The following is a 25,194-nucleotide window of genomic DNA, read 5'->3' as shown; positions in this document are numbered from 1 at the left end:
ACGCGTATTGCGTACGCGTGTCGGTTAGTTCAACAGAGACTCCCAGTCAGCCGGCACCTTTCCGGCGGGTCCAGGTGTAGGTTGGTTCTTCGGATGCGCTCGCGGCGGAAACAACTCCACACCCGGGATCATCTCCTGCTTCTCGTAATCGTAAAACCAGTTCTCGCCCGGCTCGAAGCTTGCAATGATCGGATGCCCTGCGGCCGCAGAGTGCTTTGATGCGTGCTGACTCGGTGAACTGTCACAGCATCCGATGTGCCCGCACTCGGCGCACCGACGCAGATGGAGCCACCAGCCTCCCGGGGCTGCGAGACAGTCCGCACATCCGTCGCCGCTCGGTTTCGAAGCTAAATTCACTCCACTCTGAGCTTTCTTCATCTTGAATTTCTCTTGGGTCGTTTTATCTCAAGCTATCAATTCACGGCACCAACAATATCTTCCCGGTGCCACCCTTTTCAACTGCTGCTTGAGCCTCCGCCGCTTCGCTCAGTGGCAGCTTCTCACGGATTGGAATTACAAGCTTGCCAACTCGTACGGCGTCGGCCATCGACTCGAGCGTCTTCCCGTCGAATTTCGAGAACACTTTCACGACCTTGACCGCTGGGTAGTCGGCGCCATTCTGCGGTACCCCGTTTACCGCAGCAAACACCCCTCCCGGCTTGACCATCGCCATCAGCTTTGCAGTCGTTTTTCCGCCGACCGTATCCGCAACCGCATCGAGCGGCGACAGATTCGCAATCGCCGCCTCGTCATCGGTTGCGACGAGCTGATCCGCCCCGATACTCTTAGCCTCATCCGTCTGCTTGGCTAAAATCCCCGCAATCACTTTCGCCCCGCGTTGCTTAGCAGTGAACACCGCCGAACGCCCAACGCTTCCCGCGGCGCCAAGCACGAGGACCGTTTGACCCGCGCTAATCTCCGTGGCCAACAGAAGCTGGTTGCCCGTCACCGTGACCAGCGGTAGCGCTGGCCCCTCAATCAAATCGAGCCCCTTCGGGACCTTCGACAGGACGGCCGCCTTTTACAACGCAAAGCTCCGCATAGGCATTGTCCGCCATCGCGAACACATTGTCGCCGACGGCGAAGTCCTCTACGCCCGGCCCAATCCTAATGACTGTCCCAGCGAAATCGATTCCAATAAGGCTCGGGAATTGCATGGATAAAAAATCTTGCGTCAATCCAGCGCGTCGTTTGCAGTCAATCGGATTCACCCCCGCGACTGCGACCCGCACCAGCCGTTCAATACCAAAGTATTGTCGATACCATCGTCCGATTGTTTTCTCTTACTTCCTCCCGGCTTACTGGAGAAGCACGGGAGGCGAAGATGGATACTACCCACACTGAAGCAACGTTATCGGCAGAAGATCAGAGGGTTCAGCCCTGCGCGGATGTTCGCCCACTGAGGTGCCGTTCCGCGAGGCCGTGCGTATCGCAATTTCTTTCGGCCCGCCACGCGGTGGAAGTTCAGCGGCATACGTTCGGCAAAGTGAAGGCTACCGCATGACGACCCTTTCACCCCTCTTTGACCTTGAACGTCAGCCCCTCGTCGACGCCCGTACTGAACTCATCCGCGGAGTTCTGGATGGTTTCCGTTCCAGGCCGCGCTCGCTCAAACCATGAATGCTCTATGATGACTTGGGATCCCGTCTTTTCGAGGAAATCACCAGCCTACCCGAGTACTATCCCACTCGCACCGAACGCGCGCTGTTAGAAGGCCAGGCCAATACAATTGTTGCTTCCGTTGCGCACGGCTCCCAACCGTTACGTGTCGTCGAGCTCGGCGCAGGCTCGGCTTCAAAAACCTGTCTACTGCTGGCCGCTGCTGCGCGTATGTAGATCGACGTCGCCTATATGCCTCTGGACGTATCGACGGAGGCCCTGGACCTCGCATGCGAGAATATACAGAATGCATTTCCAGAAGTACTCCTCGAGCCACTGGCCGTAAATTACGTCGACTCTCCACCGCAGCTCCGGGAATTCGACGGCTCTACGCTCGCACTTTATCTTGGCACCAGCATTGAGAACTTCACCCCAGGAGAATCGCGAACGATTCTCCGCAATGTGGGTTCAACTAGGCGACCAGGATGCGTTTCTTCTTGGAACGGATCTCGTCAAAGACGAGTCGATATTGGTCGCAGCCTATGAGGACAGCCAGGGCGTAACGGCAGCATTCAACCTGAACATCCTGCGTCGCCTCAACAACGAACTCGGTGCGGACTTCGATCTTACCGGCTTTCGCCATTGTGCCCGCTGGAACGCGAGCGAGTCCCGCATCGAAATGCATCTCGAAAGCGTACGCCGTCAGGTCGTTCAAATTCCAGCCGCCGAACTTGAGCTTACCTTTAGTCGTGGCGAAACAATTCATACGGAGAGCAGCTACAAGTTTACGGACGAAACCCTCGGCGCACTTCTATTCGAATCGGGCTTCCAGCCTGAGATGACATGGAAAGACCCGCAACAATGGTACGCACTGACCCTCAGTCGCATTGGCAAATGAACAGATCGGAGTGAATCAGTTGCGCCCCACGGACCTAACGCATGAGAGTGCATAACCGAAGGGCTTACGGCGGGTAACGGTCCAACCTATCCGCCGAAATGAGAGCCACCCATTCGCCCGGAGGCGAATGGGTTATCGCAGGTTAATGTGGGGTATCACTGCGGGAATCCGAACATCAACCACGACTGGTTCGCGACCCAATGCGGGTACAGCTCCGTCATCTGATCGAACAGGTCCTGATCGGACGTCGCGGCCTTCTTCACTCGATCGAAATCCTGCAGATAACGCTTGGTCTCCTGGATCGCCGAGGGAGAGTCAGGCGCGCCAGGCTTCTTGTGACCGGCAACGACCATTGTCGGATTCAGCGCCGCTAACCGGTCCAACGCCGCGATCCAATGCTTTCGGCTCTCCGGGGTGGTATCGCCCACGAACATGCGGCATTGGTTGTACACCACGTCGCCGGCGACGACGAGGCCGATCGATGGAACGTATAGGGACGTCGTATCGGCGCTGTCGGTGTGGCCCTGCTCGATGATGCGCAGTTCCTGGCCCTCGAGAGTGAACGTCTCGTGCTCATAGGGCTGAGGCGCAACGAATTTCGTGGCCAGTTGCCCAGGAAACAATCGGCGGGCTAACCGCTCCACCGGGGCGGTGAAAGACATCTCCATGGCCTTCAGCGTCTTGGGCGTTGCTATCGCTCGAGCGCTCGGAAAACGGTCGAGCAGAATGCTCAGACCGTAGAAGTGGTCGAAATGGGCGTGGGTTATATAGATGGTTTCCAGGTTGCGATTGTGCAGCGCAACCCAATCCGCGAGAGCCTCGGCCTCAGCCACGGTCGTCATTGCGTCCACCAGCACCGCGTCGTACTCGCCGAAGATCAAAGTCGACGTAATCGGGTCAAAGCCGAGCGCTTCGCCGAATGGCTTCGGCCGCTCGCCGAACATAGGCTTTCCTGGCGCGGTAAACACGTTTACGCCAAGCGGGCTCGGCGCAATAGGCGTGGTCACACCCGCGCTCTCCTTCAATTCACGTTTGCCGGCCATTTGGAACTCCTTTCGATGTCAACGCCAACGACTGTCCAAGACAAGCTTGGTAGAAACCTGACCGCAATTCCATTGGACGAACGTATCGACCCATACCAAAGTATCGGCGACTGCGGGCTTTTGGCATTCTCGTTGATGCGATACGGCTCTGAAACATCGCTCCGACTGTTTTGTTGATCACCTTGGGCGTTGGGTCACCTTCTGGCATACTCTCAGGCGCACCTTAACCAGCCTGCTAACCGCCAATAACGAAAAAGTTAAAGTGGTGCAGGAGCTTTTACGTCACGGCTCGGTGCGGATCACGATGGATTTATACGCACAAGCAAAAATGCAGGACACGACGAACGCTCAGCTGAAGATGATAGAAGAATTTCGGACTCAAGTAATGAAGAGGCGTAGTACAGGGACCAACTGGTCCCCCAATAATCCCCGGCGAATTCACAGGTTTACGTTAAGCTCTTTAGAATGTTTGACGTCCCCGACGGGATTCGAACCCGTGTTACCGCCGTGAAAGTAGCCGAGTAAACCGCAACTGCAAGAAAAAACATGCGCAGGAAGCCATCGGAACGCATCCTTTACGCATTAGCAACAGCAAAATGGGGCCACAGAAGGTCCACGGAAAACTCGTTACCGTCCCGTCGCGTCGGAAGTACAGATTTCAAGGACTGGGGTATCCATCTATCTCGTAGCCGACTGCACGGTCGCCGCAGCGATTAGCTTTCTCCACATTAGCAATCCGTTCAGAAAAAGTAGAGACGGTGTTACACGAACCTGCACCGAAAGCACCTTCGTGAAGTTTCCACAGAAGCTCCCATCGTGCAATTGACGTAAGAGTTCATGAAAAATGGCGTTGCGGACAACTTGGCCCGGTCGAGATAGCCGGAAACTCCGAAGTTGCCGAAAACCTGACTTTGCAGGGACGCCACTCTGGGATTCCATCCCCAGCCCCGTTTCGACAGGTATTGTCGAGCTATCAGTTGAGACCACCAAGATCGGCAGTACAACGACGCATAACGCGTCAACTCCAGCGATTAGCTAATGAATCTTTAGATAATCCTGAATATGGGCAAGGCGAATTAGGGCAAGCGGTTGCTCCTCGCCTCCCAACATTTTGGAACGCGAAGTGACGGCGTGGACATACGGTTTTGTCGGGAAGCGCTGCCTGGATGCAACAAGCAAACGTAAGATGGCAGCTTCGAAGCATAGACGTGGCTGATCATATGCATCTTTCTCCAGATAGGAAGCATTATCGAGAACATCATCAAGACGCCCGGACGCAAGTGCAGCGTACGCTGTTATCTGATAGTGCAATTTGGCCGCGCGGATCTCTGCTCCCACATGCTCGGCCTTCCATCCGCAGAAAGCCGCAACCTGAGCCATCAGCGCTGGCTCGCCATTTGTAGCGGCCGCACAAGCTGCCTCTGTGGCTGCTACCGCTGCGGAATTCATGTCACCCAAAGCTATTGCACTCGCTGCCGCAGTGCGGAGCATCCGAGCTCCGTCTGCTGATCGGTCGAGCGCCGACAACAATAGCCCGAGCCGAAGGCGTACGTGCGTGGCGCGAGTGACCTCGCCAAGTTGATCAAGAATTGGCAGCGCTGCTGAAAGAGCGTCCGCCGCAAAGGTACCTTCACCCCGGCTGTACGCGGCTGCAGCCCGCCAAATGAATGCCGTAGCACGACAAGACAAGGAAACATCTGCATCCGGGAGACTTAAAAGCAAATCAAGCCAGCGGATGTGGCTCTGCGGAGCAGAAATCAAAGAATGAGCGAGCGCCTCATCCAAACAAACCCACCCTCGTGGAATGCTCGGATCGGCGTGGCAGTGTCGCGCCGCTTCCACGGCTGCCACCATTCCCTCCACATTCCCGAGTCTGTGCATCGAGAGCATGCGAATGCGCAAAGACAGAGCTCTCACCCTGGAATTCGGTGCAAGTGAACTCATTCGCGTTGTTGCGAGTTCTACGGCGGCATCATCCCCTGCCGAAAGCGACAAGAGTGCTCGGAACCTTGCGATCTTCCAGGTCTCTCGCAACAGATCTTCTCGTTCCAGAAGCGCACGGGCAGCATGGTGGGCGCCGCATGAGGCAAATTGTTTTATAGAACCATCGGTCTGGACCTGATCAATGGGGTCAGGGCCGTCGGGTGCGTGAGATTGCGGGCTCTCCACAGAGAATCCAATCTCATTTTTCAAAGTCTCTAACACTCGCCGCCACAAAGGTGCTCTCATCAGAGCAGTCGCGTCTGCCAGTATCGCGATGTGTTCCGTCTCGAGCCGCCGGGCCAAATAGAGAAAAGTATCAATGCTATCCAAGTGCCAGTGTTCCGGCCTCAGGATATGAAGAATTACATTTTTCTCTAATGCCTGTTCGGACAGCCATTGAAATACAGCCTCGGAGGCTCCGCGCGGGTCCGGGAGGAGCGGATCGTCCAGCGTGAGCACGCCGCGCTGCCCGTTCGCCAACCGATCAGCTAGCCGGGAACCTTGAGCGCGGCCTTCGGTGAGTGAGATCCAGGGTGAGAATGGATGATCACTAAGCGGCATAGCGAATAGCTTTTCGGCTTCAATTCTCTCGGCTAGACGTTTCCATGTGTCCCAGGCTGATGGCGAAGAAAGGAGCCAGACGCACGGTCCGGGTATGGCCGGATGCGCGTTCATAGCGCACCCATTTCCAAGAGTAATTCTGCCATCAGGATCTCGTGTGCAATTGACAACCCCAGGCGATTATTGAACGTATGGACGAAGTTCAACGCAATATGAGATGCTGCGACGCTCAGTCTATCGGTCTGCTGGAGCTCAATCAACCGTCCCAAGACTGTAGAGGTTGCATTGCGCCACTCGATAAGAGAGGGCCGCAATCCAAGTGATGTCACGAGACCGTCATTTGCGACCATCTCGATCCAAAACGCCCGCATGTCGCTATCGCATTTCAGCGTTGGGCGGGAATCCACTCGTGGATCGTTGAGGAAGCGCCTCCAATGATCCACATAGTACGCCAGTGCGGTTGCTCGATCCTCGGCTTTCGGCATCGCTGCCTCTATTAGCCAAGACATTTCACGCGCTCCAATAAGCAACCTGGCATCGTAGCTACGCTCCGTACAAGCCAGACATGCAAATGCAAATTCACTGGACGCATGAAACTGACATTCGGCAAGGGGCATGCCCTCTGGACCTCCGTATTTTGCAAGTTCCGGCTCATAGCACCCGGGGACTATGCGGCAGTCGGGAGCCAAGTCTTCGAGGCGGAGGCCAAGGCTATGTTGGATTCGGTTTTCGAGGCCTTTCGCATTCAGTCGTAGTCGCAGATGCGGTCCGGTTTCGTCCGAATAGCGGAGGAAGAAGTGCAGGGTATACAGGCCTTCGGCATACAATTCCCGTAAAAATGGAAGAACTGCTTTGCAGAGAATGATGTCCGTAACTTCGCCGGACGGCCCAGGGTCGTGAAGTATCTTGACGTAGCTCCAGTTCACCATGGCATGGACGTCCCATAATTCATCGGCTACCCTCCCTCACGGGCTTTCGAAAGGATGCCTGCAGAACCCATTCTGCAACATGGGGCTTCCCGTTTCTTATCATTGGGGTTTCCTCGCAAAGGGGGAGATGCTCGCGGATCAGCAGAAAGGTTTCAGGGCTGTGAGACGTCCCCCGACTCAAATGGCGCAAAACGGAAGTGACGTACGGACTTGCCCAATCAAGAAATTGAGGTGTCGCGTGCATGTTCAATTCAAGGGGTTGAATGGTGCACTGCCGCGGCAGACCTTTCGCGGCCAACCAACTAAAGAGCCTGTCGATATAAACAATGTCCTTTTCGCCAGGCTCTGAGACCGGAATCTCGTCTGCTCGGATGATCCATCGAGCGCGCTCAAGGACCAGGTGCCCCACGACGAGCCGAGGACGAAACAGCGGTGGCGTACTGCCGGCATACATGCAGTTCATATCCAAACTTTGGTGAATCGCTACTCGCTCGCTCAATGTCTCGTCTCGTAGTCGAGGGGATAGAGCGCGCAGGAGAAACAGGGAGTCGGGCAGGTTGATATCGCGCAAAAAACCAAGGTGGATTGGTTCGACCGTGCAGCCCAGAGTTCGCGAATGCAGATTCAAACAACGTGTCTCCTGATCGAATCGCAATGTGAAATCTCCGAGCGGGAGCTTGTCTACTCCTGAAATACCAGGCTGACCAAAATCAAACACGTAGGCACAGAGTGGCGGATGTATCTGAAAGTTCGTGTCGAGGTCGGCAGGAATCGCAACTGGTAAAGGACTTTCTCTTGAAAAGAACTCGCGGATATCCTGCAGCACGCCGACATGTCGCGGATTGTTGGGAGACAGAAATCGAGATAAATATTTGCTCCTTCCACTCTGTAACCCAGTTAAAACCATTTCGTTCTTGCCGAGGCTAAAGAATAGGGCAATGTCGCAGGGAGCATCGCTGACGGGCAAATCGAGAAACCAACCCTTCGGGCATTCCACGCAAAATTGTTCAGTGCTATCCGCTGCCCCCCGGAGTGGTGAGTTCAACCAAGCTGGAGGACTCGCTACCACCCTAAGCTTGTCAACAAAGCCGTGTTGTTGCATGAGACCGGAGATAAACTCGCCTACGTCTTCGCAAACGCCATTTAAGCCGTAGCGGAGCATAAAGGCCTGGCACATTTGAATGTGAGGCATCTCTGTTCCTGAAGAACGCGCGAGACGCAGCACTGGATCGAATACAGCCAGCGCTTCCCGCGCTGAACACGGCGGAGCAGGCCCGTCGAGCAGATCTATATCAACATCCTCATAGAGTGGCGCAGTCTTAGAGTCATCCACATGGAACACTCGTCTGATCTCCTGCAAGATCGACTGCCTATCAGGAGGGGGTGCTGAGACGTACCGCGCCAGGGTGGTTGCCAGGAAAGCAGCCTTCGGCGATCTGCTGCCGAGTTCCTCAAGATTATGTTGATCTCCGATCAAGCGCGAGCCGGAATCACAACTGTCCCCTTCAGTGAGTAAGGTGCGCAGCGCCGAAACGGAGACTGCGAGTCTGGTGGAGATTGCATCTGGCTGCAAGCTCGGGCGACTCGCCGACTTCTTTTGCCAGTCGAGAATGCCTGCAGCAGCAAACGTGCTGAAAGGCGTGGGCCGGACGGCCGCTCGCGTCGCGAATCTTGCGATCGCAGATAGCGACTTCACTCTTCTTGCTTTCAGCCGGGGATTAGCTTTATCGCTCCTGACGGATGCGAGTGCGAAATCTGCCAGAGCAGAACTCGATAGCAGGAGACCGTTGAGGAGGTTTGGTTCGGCAAGACACTCTTTCATCTCTCCATGAATTTGCCGCATTTCTCGCCTGAACGTTATCTCCAAATCTCGAGTCATCGCTTGCTTGCTGCTTTCCAAGACTTGATGCTCAGCTAAAAGTATCCTCAGCTCCGAACCGATATCAAGTGGAACAGAGGAATCGGATATTGCTCGTCCGTTGAACAAGCTTCGTTTCACGTTGAGCAGCCACCGTCTGGTGTGGGCGCTGATGTCCGGTTGCCCTATTTCCAGGTGCAGGAACGGGAACAACCTGAAAGAAAGTTCTGCTTCCTGACTGCGAATGCAAGCGATCGCATCCCACACTTGGCAGGTTTGCACGAGTCGGAGTCGGCTCGGCAACCCAGCGTCGAGGCCTGCGACCCGCACTGCCCCCCAGCGTAAGAATCGCCAATCGCTCACCGGCGTAGACCGCCGATCACAAAGGAGAAAAATGCTGTGTATGTTACTCCATCCAATCCCAGTGCTGCATCCATTGAAGCGGGTGGAAAGCCTCCCGAAGCGGAATAAGTCAGGCCCTCCAACTCTGCGGCGAGATAGATAGCATCGGTGATCATCCCGATCTGGAGTGCAGAAGCGCGATATCCCCGTTCCCCTCGAGCAAGCCATGCGCTCATGGGTGCAAGAAACACCAATGCGGCGGATGCGGACTGATGTTCTCTTTGAGTGAAAAGCGCGTGCAACCTGGAAGTTGAGTCGTTTGTCGGAATTGGTAGCAGCCGATGGTCCTCAGAACGGTAACGAAAGACGCCGCCCGGAATCCCTGTTACATTCCAGAGAATTGGAATGATCGCGGGAGAGGGCGAGTGTGGGCCAAAAGCCTTCTGAAGCAAAACATCGAAATTCGTGCTCAACAAGGCGCTCAGGGCGTTCACGGGGATCGGCCCCGGGCGCAAGCCGCCGCTTCGCCGAGCATGGATCACTTCCAACAAGGAGCGTCGAGGCTCGGAAATTGTGGCTGGCAAGGAAATAGAGTTTTCCAGGAGCCCTGGAAGGGGAACCGAAAAGGACAGTTCACAAGGAGGGTTGGCTCGAGCGGAGGCGCTCGTGATCATCTGGGCGACTAAGTGCTGCGGGCTGATGCGAGCCATGGCTAAGCCTCCGCCAGGGCAAGCAAACAGCCAACCCCACAATCGGGTGCTAGTTTTCCCAGGCTCGCAAGGACTGCGTTATCGTTGAAATCCCAGGCGAGCGTGGATTGAAGACCCATTATCTCCGCGAGCTTGCATAAACGCTGTGCCATAACACCAGCGTCAAGGAGACTGTAAACATAGCCACGCCCGCCATATTTTTCAAACGTCAGCGAAAAATCGCAGGAGACGGCCAATATAGCATTGGCCCGTTCCCCAAGTGGCGCATCAGCCCAGCGGGCATCGGCCGCCCCACGCTCATAGCATCCGGGGAGACGCCACAGTCCATGTTCGAGGAGATCGTATCGATAGACCCCCGTCCTCAGGTCTTTCATGTTCTGCACGATTAGATATACTTTTGCGGAGCCAAGATTTCCCCCGGACGCAGTGTATCGGCTTAAATAAACCGAACTGCCACCGAGACTCACCATCGTGCCTCCCGCACTGTATTTAAGCAGCGGACCGAGGCTTGAGAGAGTCAGCGGATCCATGACCGGAACATCGCTCTCGTTAATCGAAGGTCTTGACAGGTTCTTCGACTCCTGGGCGAGCAAGATTAGATTGGCGGGGATCTCCCGCTCTGCCTGGAAGCGCGGCGAGTTGTCAGAGATAGTCAGTCGCAAGATGCTGGGTTGGAGGTGCCTTTGTACCAGTGCGGCACTGCCCAGATCCCAGGGCTTGATTGAGGTGCCGCGATGGAAGAGCATGCTCACGTTCTCCTGGTGACCACTGGGCAAACGCTGAGTTCGCGGAAGGATTTCGACTCCACATGATGGGCAGTTTGGCAGCGGCAGCAGGGCGCTGAAGCGCTTGGAGGACCGCGCCTTCTGATCCCATTTTTCAACATAAGTCGTATCGTCTACTCCGTATATTCCAGTCAACGCGCAAAGTGCGCGCTGCACGGTGCGTTGAACAAGGACAAGCTGGAATGGATCATTGGGATCGCGTGAGACGCGCGAGAGATCCGAGAGCTGTTCCCCGATCTGGAGTCGCACGCAGTCAGGGCACGCAGAGACCCTCCGTATTGTGTAAGGTCCAAGCACGCAAGACAGAGGATCAACAAAAAGAGTTGGTAAGCTCTTTCCTGCGAACGGCCTGTTCATGGAGCGCTGGTCGCTGATCACTCCCAACGCTATGAGTAAATCAACCTTCGAACTTAAAGTATCCAAGGCCTCAGTGTTGCCCGTTGTAAAGACGTGGCCTATCCCATGATCCTCTAGATTGCGCTCCAGCGCACGGGAAAATCCCGTCAAGTTAGTGTCGAGCAGCGCTATGCAGACGTTCGTCTCCGCGAGATGGTTGAGAGGTGCGTCGCGATCCGTGTATCGTCCGGTAATACGAAGATAGCGACTGTAGTAAGTCGCTTGGCGTTTAGTCTCATCGGGACTTAGCGGTGTCTTGGCAAAGGGAGCTGCTCCCTCTTCGATCATGCCGTGCATGAGTAGAAGTGTCAGGACATCCGTGAGTGCACGAGGGGCAATGTCAGGCAGCTCATTCGCGATTTCGTCGACGGTCTTGAGACCGCGCAGTTGGGGCACAAGCTTCTCAAACACCCATCCGATAGTGGCTCCGCCTAGGAATTGTGGCTCGGCGCCAAGTACGTAGTATCCGCCGTTATGAGGAAGGCAAAGAAGGTCTTCAACGAAGCGAGGCTTGACTGGCAGCGTTAGCTCCGGCAGTTGTTCTGCCGCGGATGTCAGGCCTGTCGCGTTATATACCTCAACTTCGTGCATCGTCGGGTCTCTCCGTCTGATAGACGTATTCTCGGGCAAGCGCAGTGAGCAGACTCTCGACTAGAGCAAAGCCAGCTTCATCGGCATAATCCTGTGCGGTGATACTTAATGGTTTTTCGAACGTTCGCCATACAAACCACGCCACCAGCTCAGACTCATCGAGATCCAGGTCGTCGATCGAAATCCGACCCAGGGCCGCTTCGATTTGCGCTTTATCTTCGGCTCGCCTGGAAAGGGCCTCGTAATTGCCTGTCACGTGGAGATAGTCGAGAATGTATGCGTCGAGCTGTGATTTTAGGGAAGCCTCGGTTCGGCTCATGCAGAGCTCTTGAGTCATCAAGTGCAAAAAACTTCGTCGATCGAGGCGATGCCTATCGAGCCAATTCTGCAAATCTTTTGCATCTTCCAAACCACGTGATTTACGAAATGTCTCAGCCTGAATATTGATGTCAGTGGCTGTGAATCGCGAGTCTTGTCTCGCCAAGTAATCTTCTGCGAGGCATCGGAGGAGTGCCTTTTCACGCGCCTCAACTAATAATGCCGGCTGCAGACGCAGCTCATCCAGCACCGTCTCAGCGGAAAGCTCAAGCGGTGTGCGAGTTTCTGAGATCGATTTCGCAGCCTGCACGGCGTGTTGCCATAGCTCTGTGTATTCGAACTTGAAAGTCATTTTCGGAAGGGTGAACCCAGTTCTCTGGAGTTCAGCCAGGCTTTTCAACAACAACACTGCATCTTGATGTTTTACCGAAACAAAATTAGTTTTTAGCCAGATTCGCAATTTGAATATCTGATTCGCGAAGTCGGCAGCACAGGAAAGGCGATCCAGGGCGGCAGCAATCGTCCGCTCAGGATAGTACAGCTCCTTGGCGTTCTCGAGGATTCGCTCCGCCAATCGAGAAGAGATAACTCCCTGAAGTTCAGCTGCAGCTAAAGTGGATCGGATATCGACCATCGCTTCAGACAAGTGACGGTAGTCGAATTCAGAAGGCCCATGAGCTATCGCAACCTCATCATCATCTTCCAAAACGCCTGTACGAAAGGCTTCGAAGACTTCGCCCATTCCGACCATACCCAACGCTGCGAGTTCGGCAGCCCTGAGAGCTCCCATGCTCGAGGCTCCAAAAATTGGGATGCCCTCAGCGAGGGCCCACAAAATCTCTTTGTGCCATACGGCGGGTACTCGATCGAAGTATCCGTCAATCAGTGCAATAGCTAGCGGCCTTTCCTGAGCGGCTAGATAGAGATCGCCCTGCGCCGCAGGGGGGCGCAGGATCGAGCCCGGCAGTAATTTGGCGACCTCTTCGCCGCTGATCGAAGGGCCGGCAAAGACGATGACACTCACGCCGTCTCTCCCAGTAGCGAAAGTGCTCTAGATCCTCGGACGTAATCGGGTGACGCGGCGGGCGCCTCGAGGCCCCCGGCAACGACACGAACAACCGGGACGTTGAGATCCGGGCGAGTAAGATTTACCGCGGCGACCTGTGTGATGTTTAGACACCGAAAACGTTCGACTATGTACGCAATGTCGGCCGAGAAAGTGTCGTGCGAGACAGTAGGAGCTTCGTCAAAGCTTCGTTTCGGACACGCCTCCAGAATGCGGGATCGAATAAGCGCTATTACGGCGCGGTCATGGAACCGAGAATAGTCCTTCCAGCTTACGTCGTCTCTGGAACCCGCCATAACGGTGAGTCGGCTTTGTGCGGCTTCTGTCAGCGCACGGCTCAATGCTATTCGCCTGTCCAGATGGCAGCCCATGCCCGACGCAGCTGGAGTGGGGCGAAAAACCGAGTCCTCGCGGTCGACTATAGTGCAAGAAAATACTGGTACCCCGACATCGGAGGTGACCTCCCAGACGGCCACGGCAACGTTGGCCTTATCAAAGCGGCCAAGGATGTCGCTACAGTGCGTATCCTGAACCGTCGACAAATCGACTAATGAACCATCTCTTGAATTCTTCGTTTGTTGTTGCCAAAGGGTAGTCGCGTCGCGTTCTACAACTTCGCACAATGCCGATACCAACGATTCGGCAAGATGATTGCCGGATGCAAGCCCGTTGGATGTCGCATTGAATGCGTGACATGATCGCACGGCGGGGAGAGTGTAGTTTGTGTGAACAAGATCGTAAGGGATCCAGAGCGGCGTATTGTCAATCAGATTGATCGATTCCACCCAACAAATCTCGAGCTCATCATCGAGCCGAGCATCGGGAGTCTTGGGAAGCGTGTCAAGGTCAATCATGACGTGGCCCGTATCCTGCAATTCTCGGCGGCAATTGAACTTCAAGGGGAGCGTGGAGCGTTCAGCGTGAAAAAGTTCGGCCGCCTCCATTAAAGCGGAGGTCCGTGCCAGGTCGGCCGTCAATCCCTTGCCCTGTGAAGTCGCGAGAGATCGAGCGTTAGGCCGAATCGCGACCGCTACGGGAATACCAATGCGGTCGAGCCCAGTAATCATCGCGATGCGCGTGATTCCCATAAGCGGCATTAATGGGCGCATCTTTGCAAGGGTTTCTCCGGGATCGATCAGACGATCGGTGCCCATACGAAAGCCTTTTACCACGTGAGTGGATAGAGCTTCTTCAAGATCGCCGAGGGGACTCCTCACAGCACCTCCGAGAGTCGCAGGTGATTTCTCACGTCACTCGCCTCTTTAAGGTTTCTACATCGCGAGCAGTAACCAACGGAGGCAAAGATATGGCGCATGCTCTCACCCGTCAGTGCGTCAAGTTGCCAGAAATCTCCCATGGCCTCTGGCGGTGGCGAATCACGCTTATGAGCGAGTTGCAACGCTTCGAAGACAAGCAACGCAGCCACTTGCCGGTTGAAGGCCGGAAGTTCTCCCGCGAACCACGGGCCAACGGAGCCTCTTCCAATTCGGTCGATCAGGAGAGCGAGATCTGGATCTTCCGCCTGCGTGGCGCGCCTTCGTTTCCAACACAGATAGCAAGGGGTCTGACCCGGGATCACCATTGGACCAATCTCTGCCGTGTGGGCTATTAGAGCGGCTCCGCACCATGGGATCCCTGCTCTGTGGCAGGCCACATCTATTGCATCGGCCACGTGTGGATATGGCCGATCTACTGCCAATGCGACGCAGTCGTACCCGACCAAATCCGGCAATGGTTCCGACGTAGAGATATGGGTAACGTCCGCGTGCTCGAGCAGGAACTCATTGACATATGCGCCGATCGTGCCATTGGTGATGAGAAGAATGGATGCGCGGTCAAGCATAAGGGATTGGCTCATGGCTCACGCTCGTGCCATAGTGGGCGGTCCAAGCCGACAACCTCGGGTGTGCGAGGTACCGGATCGCGTGAGAAAAGGTGAGCGGCATCAGAGTGGGCACGAGAACGCGCACAACTACGATGCCGAGGTCGCGTACTTCCGGTGCCGTTACGTCGACCACGAAGACTTCATGGCCCAAACTGTTCAGATGGGACACGAGAGGCGAGATACCGATGTCCTTGATTGCGGAAGCGCCGTTCTTGGTTACGGGCGCGACCGCAATGCGGTCTTCAAACTTCTTCATGCTAGCCAGACCTGCATGATAGAGGCCGAAACGCTCTGCGGCGACAGCAAAGCCGGCCAAGACGTCTGAGAAATCATCATTGGGTCGACGACTTACAGTGAGAGCTGTTCTCAAACTCGCCGCTTCTTCGAGAACGCGAATCGCAGCGTCCTGTGTCGATCGTCGGCACGCAGCCATAGTAACCACATGCGGGAAACTTTGCGGTGAAAGCTGCACGACGCCGACAACGGGTATCTTAAGATCGGTGGTCAGGTCGAAGAGATGCGACTTTAATCCTCGCTCTTCTAATTTCGCGAGAAGATGCCATAAGGCAGGCTGATCGATAAATGGTGCCTCGAGCTTTGGGAATGGAGCTTGCGCCAGCCACCAAATCGCTAAGCTGTCCCGCTCGATTACCTCAAAAAGCCCTGCGCGGATTGCACTCTCATACGTCTCTCCGGCGGCGAACCCTGTCGAGATCGGATAACTTAGGTGCTCCGTCAGCGGAATTGGAAGACCTAGGTAGACACAAGAAAGTGGAATCCAGATCTCCCGCTGCTTGGTCAGAGAAAAACCCGGAACCCATTCCCGTTGGACTTCCGGACTCGGTGGCGCCAACCGAAAACCTTCGAATGCTGCAGCATGCTCACTATCGGCGCACTGAGGCAATAGTCTTAGATCGAGAGCCATCTCGCCAAGCTCTTGCGCGGTCGCACTCAGACGGCAGGCTGAAGGAGGGGGCATAAAACTGCAATAACGCTCCAGGCCCTCACAGAGGGCTCGAACCCTAGCCAGCTCGACAGACTCTGCGGTGCCATAACCGGCGACTGGACCCGCTTCAGTCTGAATCTCGCCTGGATATAGCTCATGGAGACAACCGAGTTCGGCAGCCGAACCATGAAACAGGCCTTCGACCTCAGGGGTTAATTCCATTTCCAGTACTGACCTAATAATGCCGCAGGCTGGATCAACTGCGAGAGACAGTCTACCCGCCAATTGCCGAAGATATTCAGAATCCTCGGCAATGGTCTCTTGAGGACCGACTGATTGCAAGCCCTCTACCCTAAGGGACTTTCGCAGTCGCGACGATGTTGGCAGGCGGGTGAAGTTTCGCCTGTTTGATGATTTCGTCCATAAAGGCATCTTCGCCCATAACGGCAACACCGCGATCTTGCAGCGTTACAAAAGCTTTCGCGACTTCCGGTTCATGTTCGGCCAGCACCGTCAGCTTGCTGTGGCAAATAGTGCTGGCTGAGGAGAAGCAGGCGGAAGTGCAAAGAGAAGAAAGACTAGAAACGCCAGAAGCCGAAACGGGGCCAGCTTTGACCGCTCTCTCCTGTAACTTACGAACGAAGACATCAGCGCTTTGAATTCCTGCGGGAACTTTTTCTGCCATCATCATTCTCCTGTCGTGGGCCAACGACAAATAAGGCTCGCTGAACCCTATAAAGTTGCCAGACTGAACACCACACCGTGCCGTGAAAAACCACTAGCTCAAGAGACTCGAAAAGTATTCGCCCCGCATGAAGGAAAAGTCAATAGTATTCTTATTTTTTTGCAACGATTGCTGTGGCGCACCTAAGTTTTTGTTGAGAGTCGGGCCATTTTCGAGGCAACCTTTCAAAGCGCATGGGGTTGTTCTCTGCTTGGCGCCCGGAGGGCCTGCAATGGCTTCAGCCAGATACTAAATTCCTCAGAGAGAGATCGCGAAACTAGTTGCATTGTTTTACGTCCCAGTTGCAACATATTTCCATTCCCGTGAAAAGGAGTTTGAGATGCCAGATGCCTTATCAACGCAGAATGCGCCTCGCGGCGACCTCGCAACATTGAAACGCCGTATTGACAGCTTGTTCGAGTTTCTTGAAAGTGAAAGCGTCTCAGCAGCGATCGAAGAGTTTGAAGTGGATCCTTCGAATTCTGACCTGGAACAACTCCTGGCGAAGCATGGAGTGAAGGCGCCACCCCAATTTACAGTACGTGCGACTGCCGCAACAAAATGCTTTGGATGGGGGTGTACCGACCGGCATCACTGTATTCTTCACTGGTCCACGGAAGACGGCTGGGGGTGGGGTGGCTGTCCTTAGAACGGACGTACCGCCTCAGGCTCTTGGTGGGGCCGGGCGCCTGCGCAGGTAACAGGAAGTCGCTTCGTGTTCACTTAAATTCTTGTGGCGCGAAGCCTCGGTTGGCGAGAACAGGTTAATGGACTCCTCGACTTCGTCTCAGTTCCCGTAAAACGGCAACTACGATTTCAGGAACGTCAGACTCCATTAGTGGTTGCCTTGCGGTGTTGGTGGCCTGTCAATGCTCCGATCACCTCGCACCTATAAACGACACGTCAGAGACTCCCTCCATCTGTACTGCCAGTTATGACATAGTTGTAGGAAGTTCATGTGGCCAACACCATGGAGCCTTGGCAGTGCAAACCAACCAAGGCCCGTAAGAATCCCCTAACAAGGCTGCAAAGAAGAAGCCTGCAAAGAAAACTGCACGGAAGCCCTTAAAGAAGGGGGGCGCGAAGTGTCGACCGTGATGCGTTACCACATTCAGCCGGTGGTAAAGCGTCTCGGCATCAACAAGCGGGTCAGCTGGCACACGTTCCGTCGCACCTACTCCACGCTTCTGCAAGCTAATCGCGTGGATGTGAAGGTGGTGCAGGAGCTACTGCGGCACGGTTCGACGAAGGTGACACTGGACATCTATTCCCAGGCACAGATGCCTGCCAAACGAGAGGCACAGCGCAAGGTAGTCCAAATGATGCGCCCGGAGGCGGCTGATGCCGTGGCCATAGGTGCATAAATCGTGTGTCCACGATGGGTCCACGGCCCATTTGGGGCATTTCCACTAAGTCTTTTGGAATGTTTGGCGTCCCCGACGGGATTCGAACCCGTGTTACCGCCGTGAAAGGGCGATGTCCTAACCACTGGACGACGGGGACGCGCGGTCTATCAGACCAATAGACGCTCTTCTAACGCTAACAATATGCGGAGCGACTGTCAAAGCATCCTACATCTGCTTTAAGATCTGTCGCAGCATCGATTCAGTCTTCCTGCGGCTTAGCGATGCTCAGGAAATGGCACACGCCCTAGTCGCACGCGGCGGCGAACCTCGGCGTACTGCAGCAGAATGAAGTTGTCCGTCATGCCGGCGATGTAATCGGCGACTACGCGCGCCAGGCCATCGGTCTTCACATCGTCCACATACGATTCCGGCAGCTCTTCCGGGTAGTTCACCCAGAACTCGAAGAGCTCCGTGATGACCTCCTCTGCCTTGGTGTGCTCGAGCTCCAAAGCCTCGCAGGTATAAAGCGTGTCATACAAATATTGCTTTTCCTGACGGCGCTGCGTCTCGGCCTGCGGTGAAAAGATCGCGACCCGATGATCGAGCGCACGGATATCCGCCAGCGATTTCGCGCCGGCACGTTCGACGTTCGCTGCAGTCGTGTGGATAAGATCCATGATCAGCGTCTTCTGCATGGCCTGCAGCGCATCGTGAAAGATGTACTTCTCTTCCGCATTCGGGTGAGCGCGTTCCACCGGCAGGTAGCTCTGGCGAAGGATGTCGACATGCTCGCGGACGTGCCCGATCTCAAGCAACCCGGACTCAACCCCATCGTCGAGATCTGCGGTCAGGTACGCGATCTCATCGGCGAGGTCGATCACTTGTGCCTCAATCGGCGGACGAAGCCCTAGAAAATATTCGGACAGTTCCGGATGCTCGAGCGCCGCGTAGTCGCGAGAGTGCTTGATGATGCCCTCGCGTGTTCCCAGCGTCAGGTTCAACCCTCGGTGGCCCGCATAGCGCTGCTCAAATCGCTCAACGATCCGCAGCGCGTGAAGATTGTGATCGAACCGCAGACCGTGATGGCGAAGGCAATCATCCAGCGCACGCTCCCCTGCATGCCCGAACGGTGGATGCCCGATGTCATGCACCAGGGCAAGTGTCTCGGTGAGGTCAACATTGAGATTGAGGGCGGACGCCACGTGGCGGGCCACCTGCGCGACCTCCATCGTATGGGTCAGGCGGCTGCGGAAATGATCTGACGCGCGACTCGTGAACACCTGCGTCTTGCCCGCCAGCCGGCGGAACGCGCGTGCCTGGACAACACGGTCGCGATCGCGCTCAAAGGCCGTGCGATCGTCGCTGGTTGGCGCCGGATGCGCACGTGCAGAGAGCACGCGCTCGTCTTCGCCAAAGACACCCAGGGCATGCAGGTTGTGAACCATCGCTTAAGTGTAGCGTGAGCGGCAACCACGGCGACGGCCGCTGCCCAGGTTGAGATCCAGGAAGCTTACTGCTTCGCCGGAGCGTTATCGGCCGGAACGTTGCCGGCATGAGCCAGGCGAACACGCGCGCTCTCGAGCTTATGCTGCACACGCGCCACATCAGCAGGATCCGCATCGGCAGCAAGCGAAGTCGAGTACTCTTGCAACGACTTGTTCCAGTCTGCGATCGCCTGCTGTAGCTTGCCGTTCCTGGCTTCGATCTCCCCAAGGTGATCGAGCAGCGTCGGATCGCCCTTCATCCGTTGCGATGCCCTGCGTTCGTAGTCTTCCGCCATCGCATACTGGCCCTGCTTGTAGTAAGCCCACGCCAGCGAGTCGAGAAAAGCATAGTTTTGCGGATCGGCGGTCACGGCCTTCTTCAGCATCGTTACGGCCTCATCAAGCCGAATGCCGCGGTCAGCATACATGTAGCCAAGATCATTCTCAATCGAGGCGTTCTCCGGGTCGAGAGCCAGTCCCTTACGGAAGTCCAGCTCGGCCTCATCGTAAAGCTTCTCACGCAGCGCGGCATCGCCACGATAGTAGTAGAGATTCACCTTGTCATCGGGGGTAACCGCGAGAGCGCCCGCCTGATCAAACGCGTGCGACGCATCCTTCCAGCGCTTGGCACGCACATCCATCTCGGCAACGTCGAAGTAAACTTCCCGATCGTCAGGCGCTCCCGTCAACTGAGCCTGAGCTAACTTCAGCCCCTCATCCAGCTTGCCTGCGTCCGCCAGCTGAACCGCATAGGTCAATTGAACATCATGATTGGTGGGCATAGCCTTGGCTGCTTCGGCAGCAACCTGCAATGCTTTCGCCCACTGATGAGCCTCGCGATAGGTGTCCACCTGTGCGTCCGACCCGCGCGCCGCATAATCGCCGCCCAGGCTTCGCATCTGCTGATAAGCGTCGATCGCCTCTTCCGTATTGCCGGACTGGCGGGCAACCGTTCCTAGCAACTGAAGCAGAGCGGCGCGGTTCCGCTGGGCATCATCCGTGTACTTTCCATCCGGCGTCGCGGTAAGCGCGAGCAACTGCTTTACGGCCTTGATTGAATCATCGAAGCGTCCCAGTCCTGCATACGTCAGCGCCTCGTTATAAATGAGTTCTGGATCCTTGTCGTTGGAAAGTTGCGCCTCGGCCTTTTTGAAGGTCGTCAGCGCCTGCTCATATTCGCCCTTTTGCCGCTGAATCTCACCTGCACGAATCAACGCCTGCGGGTCCTGCGGGTCGGTCTGGAGAATTTGTGCATTCACCTTCGCGGCAGCTTCCATCTGGCCCGAAGCCGCGAGTGCCGCCGCCAGACCGCGCTGCGCATCCGTATTACTGGGATCCTGTTCCACGGCGGCCTGGTAAGCCGCAGCCGCCTCCTTGGGCCGCTTCAATTCGTCGTACAGCGCCGCAAGCGCGAAGTCCATGCGGCCGGAACGATCGCTCTCCGGCACGTCTGCGATCACCTTCGCAGCGCGATTCAGATCGCCCTGTTCCGAGTACTCGCGCGCGATGTCGAGCACCACATCCTCATTGCTGGGATCGATCTTCTGTGCAGCCCTGAACTGTTCTTCGGCCTTCGCAGAGTCGTGGTTCAGGCCATAAAGCTGACCCAGCAGCAGCCGGTTGTCGAGATCATTGGGCTTCAACTGCACAATAGTCTCGTACTCCTTGATAGCCGCCTGCAGCATCTCGGTAGCCTTCGGTCCCTGGCCATCACCCAGGGTGCGGAGGTAAACGTGCCCCAGGAGCATGTGAGCATCCACATCGTCGGGATGCTTAGTGATCTGATCCTCGGCAGCCGAGACCGCCTCACGAATCCTGCCCAGCCGGAAATATAGGTTGGCGACCCCGTCCTGCAAAATGCGGGAGTTCGGATCGGCATCGAGCGCCATCTTGTACTGCTCGATGGCCTGCGTGGCCACATCCTGCCGTCCGGACGCAACCGCCTGCTCCTCGTAGAGCTTCGCAAGACCGTAGTGGTAGTAGGAGTCAGCGTGATCGACTGGCGGGGTCAGAGGGGTTGTCGCAGCGGATTGCGCGGTTCCAAGCGTCGGCGCAGCGAGAGCGGCAAGGGCAAGTGGTACGAGGGCTGCGCGGAGAATTCGGCTCATGAATAGGTCCTGAAGTACCTGGTCTTAAAGAAGATGCTGCCGCCTGGCAGGTTCAACATCACTCGATCTACATCTTAGACGGTACATTACAAGCTTTGGGTGCGATCCTACCAGTCCCAACGCCAATTCTCCGCTGTCAAAATGTGCTATCCGTGCCGGAAATGACGGATCCCCGTGAACGCCATCGCGACGCCAAGGCGGTCTGCCGCGGCAATCACCTCGGCGTCCCGCACCGATCCGCCGGGCTGGATAATGGCCGTCGCGCCTGCATTTGCAATGGCTTCCACGCCATCCGGAAAGGGAAAGAACGCATCTGAGGCCGCAACCGACCCCGGCAGCGGGAGAGCCGCCTTCATCGCCCCAAACCGAGCCGCATCCACGCGGCTCATCTGACCTGCGCCCACGCCGACAGTCTGCCCAAAACCCTCCTGCAGGCGGGCATACACGATCGCGTTCGATTTCACGTGCTTGCAGACCTTCCAGGCGAAGAGCAGACCCGCAATTTCCTCGTCAGTCGGCTGCCGCGACGTCGGATAGGTGAGCGTGTCCGCCGTAACCGGAGCACGATCTTCGTCCTGCAACAGAAACCCGCCGGAGATCTGTTTGATCACCCGTGCCGGCGACGGAGGAACAATCCGCAACACGCGCAGGTTCTTCTTCGCGCTGAGCGCCGCCAGGGCTTCGGGCGTGAAGTCCGGCGCGACGATTGCCTCCACAAACAGCTTGGCCATCTCCACGGCCGCCGGGCCGTCGACCGTACGGTTCACCCCTATCACCCCGCCAAACGCAGACACTGGATCTGCCTCCAACGCGCGCAAATATGCCTGCTCGACGGTCGCTCCAAGGGCCACCCCGCAAGGATTCGTATGCTTCACAATGATCACGGCAGTCTGTTCAAACTCGCTCGCCAGCGCCCAGCAAGCATCCAGGTCAACCAGGTTGTTGTAGCTCAGCTCTTTTCCCTGCAGTTGCTGCGCGTTGGCGATCCCGCTGCCCGAACCATCCGTATAGACAGCAGCCGCCTGGTGCGGATTCTCGCCATAGCGCAGAGAGTTCTTCAGCCGCGCCGAAATCCTCAGCGTAGACGGCAGCACGGTCTCGACCGACGCCTCAACATCCCCAAACTCAGCCGGCAGCGCCTCCAGCGTGCTCGCAATCGCCGAGTCATACGCCGCCGTAGTCGCAAACGCTCCACGCGCCAATCGCCAGCGCGTCTCCAAGCTAAGCTTGCCGCCATTGGCCTGTAGTTCCTCCGTCAGCGCGAGATAATCCGCCGCATCCGACACCACCGCCACATCCGCAAAGTTCTTCGCCGCCGAGCGCAGCATCGACGGTCCGCCAATATCAATATTCTCGATCAACTCCGCAGTGGTCACGCCCTCCCGGGCCGCCGTCTTCTCAAACGCGTACAGGTTCACCACCACCATATCGATCGGCTTGATCCCATGTTCCGCCACAGCAGCCACATGCTCAGCCAGATCCCGACGATGCAGAATCCCCCCATGCACCCCCGGATGCAGCGTCTTCACGCGCCCATCGAGCATCTCGGGAAAGCCCGTCAGCTCCGCCACATCCAGAACCTTCAGCCCCGCTTCGCGCAGCGCCTTGGCCGTCCCGCCGGTCGACACCAGTTCAACTCCGAGGCCCGCCAGTACACCCGCAAACTCCACCAGCCCAGTCTTGTCGGTAACAGACAAAAGGGCACGATTCACCGTCTTCATCTCGCTCATATTCCTCAAATTTTACGCTCCAACCCTGTGGACTCGCCGCACCAGGAACTACAGCCCGCACACCTCCGCCAGTCGCAGCCGTCTAGCAAGCTAAAATAGACCGGTATGCACGATTTAGCGTTTGTGCGGGCGAACCTCCCGCTCGTCCAAGAAAAACTCCGTCTGCGTGGCGTAGACCCGGGCCTCCTCCAGGGATTTTCCGATCTCGATACAGCACGGCGTTCGGCCATCACCGAAGCTGAGACCCTCAAGGCCCAGCGCAATGCCCTGTCCGCCGAGTTCGGACGCATCAAGCGCGAAGGCGGCGACGTCGCTCTCGTCGCTGCACAAACGACTTCGCTCAAAGACAAGACCGAGCAGCTCGAAGCCCGCGCCGCTGAGGCCGACCTCAAACTCCGCGAGCTCATCGAATCCCTTCCCAACCTCCCTAACGACTCCGTCCCCGCCGGCGCCTCCGAGCACGACAACGTCTGCCAGAAGACCTGGGGCGAAATCCCCACCTTCGACTTCCCTGCCAAGCCTCACTGGGAGATTGGCGAACAGCTCGGTATCCTCGACTTCGAGCGCGCCGCCAAGATCTCCGGCGCCCGCTTCGTCCTGCAGCTAGGCTCCGGCGCCCGTCTCGAGCGCGCCCTCGCCAACTTCATGCTCGACCTCCACACCCGCGAGCACAACTACGTCGAGGTCCTCCCTCCCAGCCTTGTGAACTCCCGCTCGCTCTTCGGCACGGGCAATCTGCCAAAGTTCGGCCAGGACCTCTTCCACTGCGACGACAAGGGCCCCTACGTCCCCGGCCAGTTGCAGGAGAGCGACCACTGGCTCATTCCTACCGCCGAAGTCCCTGTCACCAACATATTTCGCGACGAGACCATCGACCTCAGCTCCGGCACAATCTCCTTCACCGCCTACACCCCCTGCTACCGCTCCGAGGCCGGCTCGCACGGCAAGGACACCCGCGGTATGATCCGCCAGCACCAGTTCCAGAAGGTCGAGCTAGTCAAGTTCGCCCGGCCCGAAGACTCAACCGCCGAGCACGAAGCCCTCACCCACCACGCCGAAACGGTGCTCGAGCGCCTCGGCCTTCCCTACCGCCGCATGCTCCTCTGCACCGGCGACATGGGCTTCAGCGCGGCCAAGACCTACGACCTCGAAGTCTGGCTTCCCGGCCAGCAGACCTACCGCGAGATTTCCTCGTGCTCCAACTTCGAGAGCTTCCAGGCCCGTCGCGCGAACATCCGCTACAAACCCGAGGGCGCCAAAAAATCCGAGTTCATCCACACCCTCAACGGCAGCGGCCTCGCCGTCGGCCGCACCTATCTCGCTATACTCGAGAACTACCAGCAGGCCGACGGCTCCGTCCGCATCCCAGACGCGCTCCAGCCTTACATGAACGGCGAGACGGTCATTCGCCGCCAATCCTTCGGACGTGCGCTATGAAGATTCTTCGCAGCTACTTCTTCTGGACCTACGAGCGCGGCAGCTTCCACTACGACATCATGGTGACGCTGATCCTGCTGTTCCTCTTCGTGTCGCCACGCTTCATCGACTTCCAGGACAAACCCGTTCCGGAGATTCCCATGCAGCAGAGCGAGGTCCTGGTGAAGGCCGCGCGCAGCTCCAACGGAGAGGCCCAGTTCGTCTATGAGATTCGCGTCGACGACCTGCACGGAGCAAAGACCGACGCGGACATTCGCGAGGCAATTCTCAAGGTGGTCGAACCAATCGCCGGCGCTGTCACTCTCGAGAAATACACCCCGGTAGCGGATCCCAAAGGTCACGTCATCGCCTATGACGCAACGATCGTTCACTAACCCGAACCCCCCGCAGGCCACGTTTTCCGAAAATCTCCATCTAAAGAATGTTGACTAGCAGTCTGACCTAAACGGCGACCA

General features: G+C 56.7%; 21 protein-coding genes, 1 tRNA gene and 1 pseudogene. 5 read left to right on the top strand and 18 right to left on the bottom strand.

The annotated features are described in order from the left end of the window. Positions 1–24 precede the first annotated feature (24 nt). Genes GSQ80_RS10455 through GSQ80_RS10445 form a run of 3 tightly spaced genes read right to left on the bottom strand, consistent with a single transcriptional unit; the run spans position 25 to position 1,232 of the window. The gene (locus tag GSQ80_RS10455) at positions 25–378 is read right to left on the bottom strand and encodes a UBP-type zinc finger domain-containing protein (RefSeq protein WP_158787591.1); all 354 of its coding nucleotides are present in this window, start codon (positions 376–378) and stop codon (positions 25–27) included. A 40-nt stretch (positions 379–418) separates the two neighbouring features. After that, the gene (locus tag GSQ80_RS10450) at positions 419–982 is read right to left on the bottom strand and encodes a zinc-binding dehydrogenase (RefSeq protein WP_158787590.1); all 564 of its coding nucleotides are present in this window, start codon (positions 980–982) and stop codon (positions 419–421) included. Continuing rightward, positions 975–1,232, bottom strand: a complete 258-nt coding sequence (locus tag GSQ80_RS10445; protein ID WP_256369889.1) for an alcohol dehydrogenase catalytic domain-containing protein — start codon at positions 1,230–1,232, stop codon at positions 975–977. The genes GSQ80_RS10450 and GSQ80_RS10445 overlap by 8 nt, the downstream gene beginning before the upstream one ends. A gap of 388 nt (positions 1,233–1,620) precedes the next feature. Here GSQ80_RS10445 and egtD point away from each other — a divergent pair. Then, positions 1,621–2,497: pseudogene (gene egtD, locus GSQ80_RS23905) on the top strand (L-histidine N(alpha)-methyltransferase). Between the two features lie 155 nt (positions 2,498–2,652). Here egtD and GSQ80_RS10435 read toward each other — a convergent pair. The 11 genes from GSQ80_RS10435 to GSQ80_RS10385 form a co-directional block, all read right to left on the bottom strand. Then, positions 2,653–3,540 (bottom strand): MBL fold metallo-hydrolase, encoded by an 888-nt coding sequence (locus GSQ80_RS10435; RefSeq protein ID WP_216850264.1) that lies wholly within the window; start codon positions 3,538–3,540, stop codon positions 2,653–2,655. A 1,035-nt stretch (positions 3,541–4,575) separates the two neighbouring features. Continuing rightward, on the bottom strand, positions 4,576–6,198 hold the full coding sequence (locus GSQ80_RS10430; RefSeq protein WP_158787588.1) for a hypothetical protein: 1,623 nt from the start codon (positions 6,196–6,198) through the stop codon (positions 4,576–4,578). After that, entirely contained in the window at positions 6,195–7,013 is an 819-nt protein-coding gene (locus GSQ80_RS10425) for a thiopeptide-type bacteriocin biosynthesis protein (RefSeq protein WP_158787587.1), read from the bottom strand. Before GSQ80_RS10425 ends, GSQ80_RS10430 begins: the two co-directional genes overlap by 4 nt. A gap of 19 nt (positions 7,014–7,032) precedes the next feature. Further along, positions 7,033–9,138, bottom strand: a complete 2,106-nt coding sequence (locus GSQ80_RS10420) for a lantibiotic dehydratase (RefSeq protein WP_158787586.1) — start codon at positions 9,136–9,138, stop codon at positions 7,033–7,035. Positions 9,139–9,230: 92 nt separating this feature from the next. After that, entirely contained in the window at positions 9,231–9,923 is a 693-nt protein-coding gene (locus tag GSQ80_RS10415; protein ID WP_158787585.1) for a nitroreductase family protein, read from the bottom strand. 2 nt (positions 9,924–9,925) lie between these two features. Beyond that, positions 9,926–11,695, bottom strand: coding sequence for a nitroreductase family protein (locus GSQ80_RS10410; RefSeq protein WP_158787584.1), 1,770 nt, complete (start codon positions 11,693–11,695; stop codon positions 9,926–9,928). Continuing rightward, positions 11,682–13,037: a TfuA-like protein gene (locus tag GSQ80_RS10405; protein ID WP_158787583.1), complete on the bottom strand. Its 1,356-nt coding sequence runs from the start codon at positions 13,035–13,037 to the stop codon at positions 11,682–11,684. The genes GSQ80_RS10410 and GSQ80_RS10405 overlap by 14 nt, the downstream gene beginning before the upstream one ends. After that, complete coding sequence (locus GSQ80_RS10400; protein WP_158787582.1) at positions 13,034–14,233, bottom strand: YcaO-like family protein; 1,200 nt, start codon at positions 14,231–14,233, stop codon at positions 13,034–13,036. The genes GSQ80_RS10405 and GSQ80_RS10400 overlap by 4 nt, the downstream gene beginning before the upstream one ends. A gap of 59 nt (positions 14,234–14,292) precedes the next feature. After that, positions 14,293–14,922, bottom strand: coding sequence for a TOMM precursor leader peptide-binding protein (locus GSQ80_RS23900; protein ID WP_158787581.1), 630 nt, complete (start codon positions 14,920–14,922; stop codon positions 14,293–14,295). Further along, the gene (locus GSQ80_RS10390) at positions 14,915–16,132 is read right to left on the bottom strand and encodes a YcaO-like family protein (RefSeq protein ID WP_158787580.1); all 1,218 of its coding nucleotides are present in this window, start codon (positions 16,130–16,132) and stop codon (positions 14,915–14,917) included. Before GSQ80_RS10390 ends, GSQ80_RS23900 begins: the two co-directional genes overlap by 8 nt. A 130-nt stretch (positions 16,133–16,262) precedes the next feature. After that, positions 16,263–16,595, bottom strand: coding sequence for a hypothetical protein (locus GSQ80_RS10385; protein ID WP_158787579.1), 333 nt, complete (start codon positions 16,593–16,595; stop codon positions 16,263–16,265). A gap of 379 nt (positions 16,596–16,974) precedes the next feature. Here GSQ80_RS10385 and GSQ80_RS10380 point away from each other — a divergent pair, with 379 nt between their 5' ends. Together GSQ80_RS10380 and GSQ80_RS10375 are read left to right on the top strand one after the other, a co-directional pair. After that, the gene (locus GSQ80_RS10380; RefSeq protein WP_158787578.1) at positions 16,975–17,283 is read left to right on the top strand and encodes a hypothetical protein; all 309 of its coding nucleotides are present in this window, start codon (positions 16,975–16,977) and stop codon (positions 17,281–17,283) included. A gap of 448 nt (positions 17,284–17,731) precedes the next feature. Continuing rightward, positions 17,732–17,998: a tyrosine-type recombinase/integrase gene (locus GSQ80_RS10375; RefSeq protein ID WP_158787577.1), complete on the top strand. Its 267-nt coding sequence runs from the start codon at positions 17,732–17,734 to the stop codon at positions 17,996–17,998. A 64-nt stretch (positions 17,999–18,062) separates the two neighbouring features. On the opposite strand, the gene GSQ80_RS10370 is transcribed toward GSQ80_RS10375, so the two are convergent. From GSQ80_RS10370 to purH, 4 genes are all read right to left on the bottom strand, one after another. Beyond that, positions 18,063–18,137: transfer RNA gene (locus tag GSQ80_RS10370), tRNA-Glu, on the bottom strand. A 118-nt stretch (positions 18,138–18,255) separates the two neighbouring features. Beyond that, positions 18,256–19,425, bottom strand: coding sequence for a dGTP triphosphohydrolase (gene dgt / locus GSQ80_RS10365; protein WP_158787576.1), 1,170 nt, complete (start codon positions 19,423–19,425; stop codon positions 18,256–18,258). Between the two features lie 65 nt (positions 19,426–19,490). Beyond that, the gene (locus GSQ80_RS10360) at positions 19,491–21,572 is read right to left on the bottom strand and encodes a tetratricopeptide repeat protein (protein WP_158787575.1); all 2,082 of its coding nucleotides are present in this window, start codon (positions 21,570–21,572) and stop codon (positions 19,491–19,493) included. Between the two features lie 146 nt (positions 21,573–21,718). Beyond that, entirely contained in the window at positions 21,719–23,302 is a 1,584-nt protein-coding gene (purH, locus tag GSQ80_RS10355) for a bifunctional phosphoribosylaminoimidazolecarboxamide formyltransferase/IMP cyclohydrolase (protein WP_158787574.1), read from the bottom strand. A 105-nt stretch (positions 23,303–23,407) separates the two neighbouring features. Between purH and serS the strand changes: the two genes are divergently transcribed. Both serS and GSQ80_RS10345 read left to right on the top strand, forming a co-directional pair. Then, the gene (gene serS, locus GSQ80_RS10350) at positions 23,408–24,739 is read left to right on the top strand and encodes a serine--tRNA ligase (protein ID WP_158787573.1); all 1,332 of its coding nucleotides are present in this window, start codon (positions 23,408–23,410) and stop codon (positions 24,737–24,739) included. Continuing rightward, positions 24,736–25,113 carry a hypothetical protein gene (locus tag GSQ80_RS10345; RefSeq protein WP_158787572.1) on the top strand — a complete coding sequence of 126 codons (378 nt, stop codon included), beginning with the start codon at positions 24,736–24,738 and terminating at the stop codon, positions 25,111–25,113. The genes serS and GSQ80_RS10345 overlap by 4 nt, the downstream gene beginning before the upstream one ends. Positions 25,114–25,194: the final 81 nt, after the last annotated feature.

This window comes from Granulicella sp. L46, assembly GCF_009765785.1.
Lineage (GTDB): Bacteria > Acidobacteriota > Terriglobia > Terriglobales > Acidobacteriaceae > Granulicella.
The sequence above is the reverse complement of the archived record's forward strand: the minus strand, read 5'-3'. Positions and strand labels throughout refer to the sequence as shown.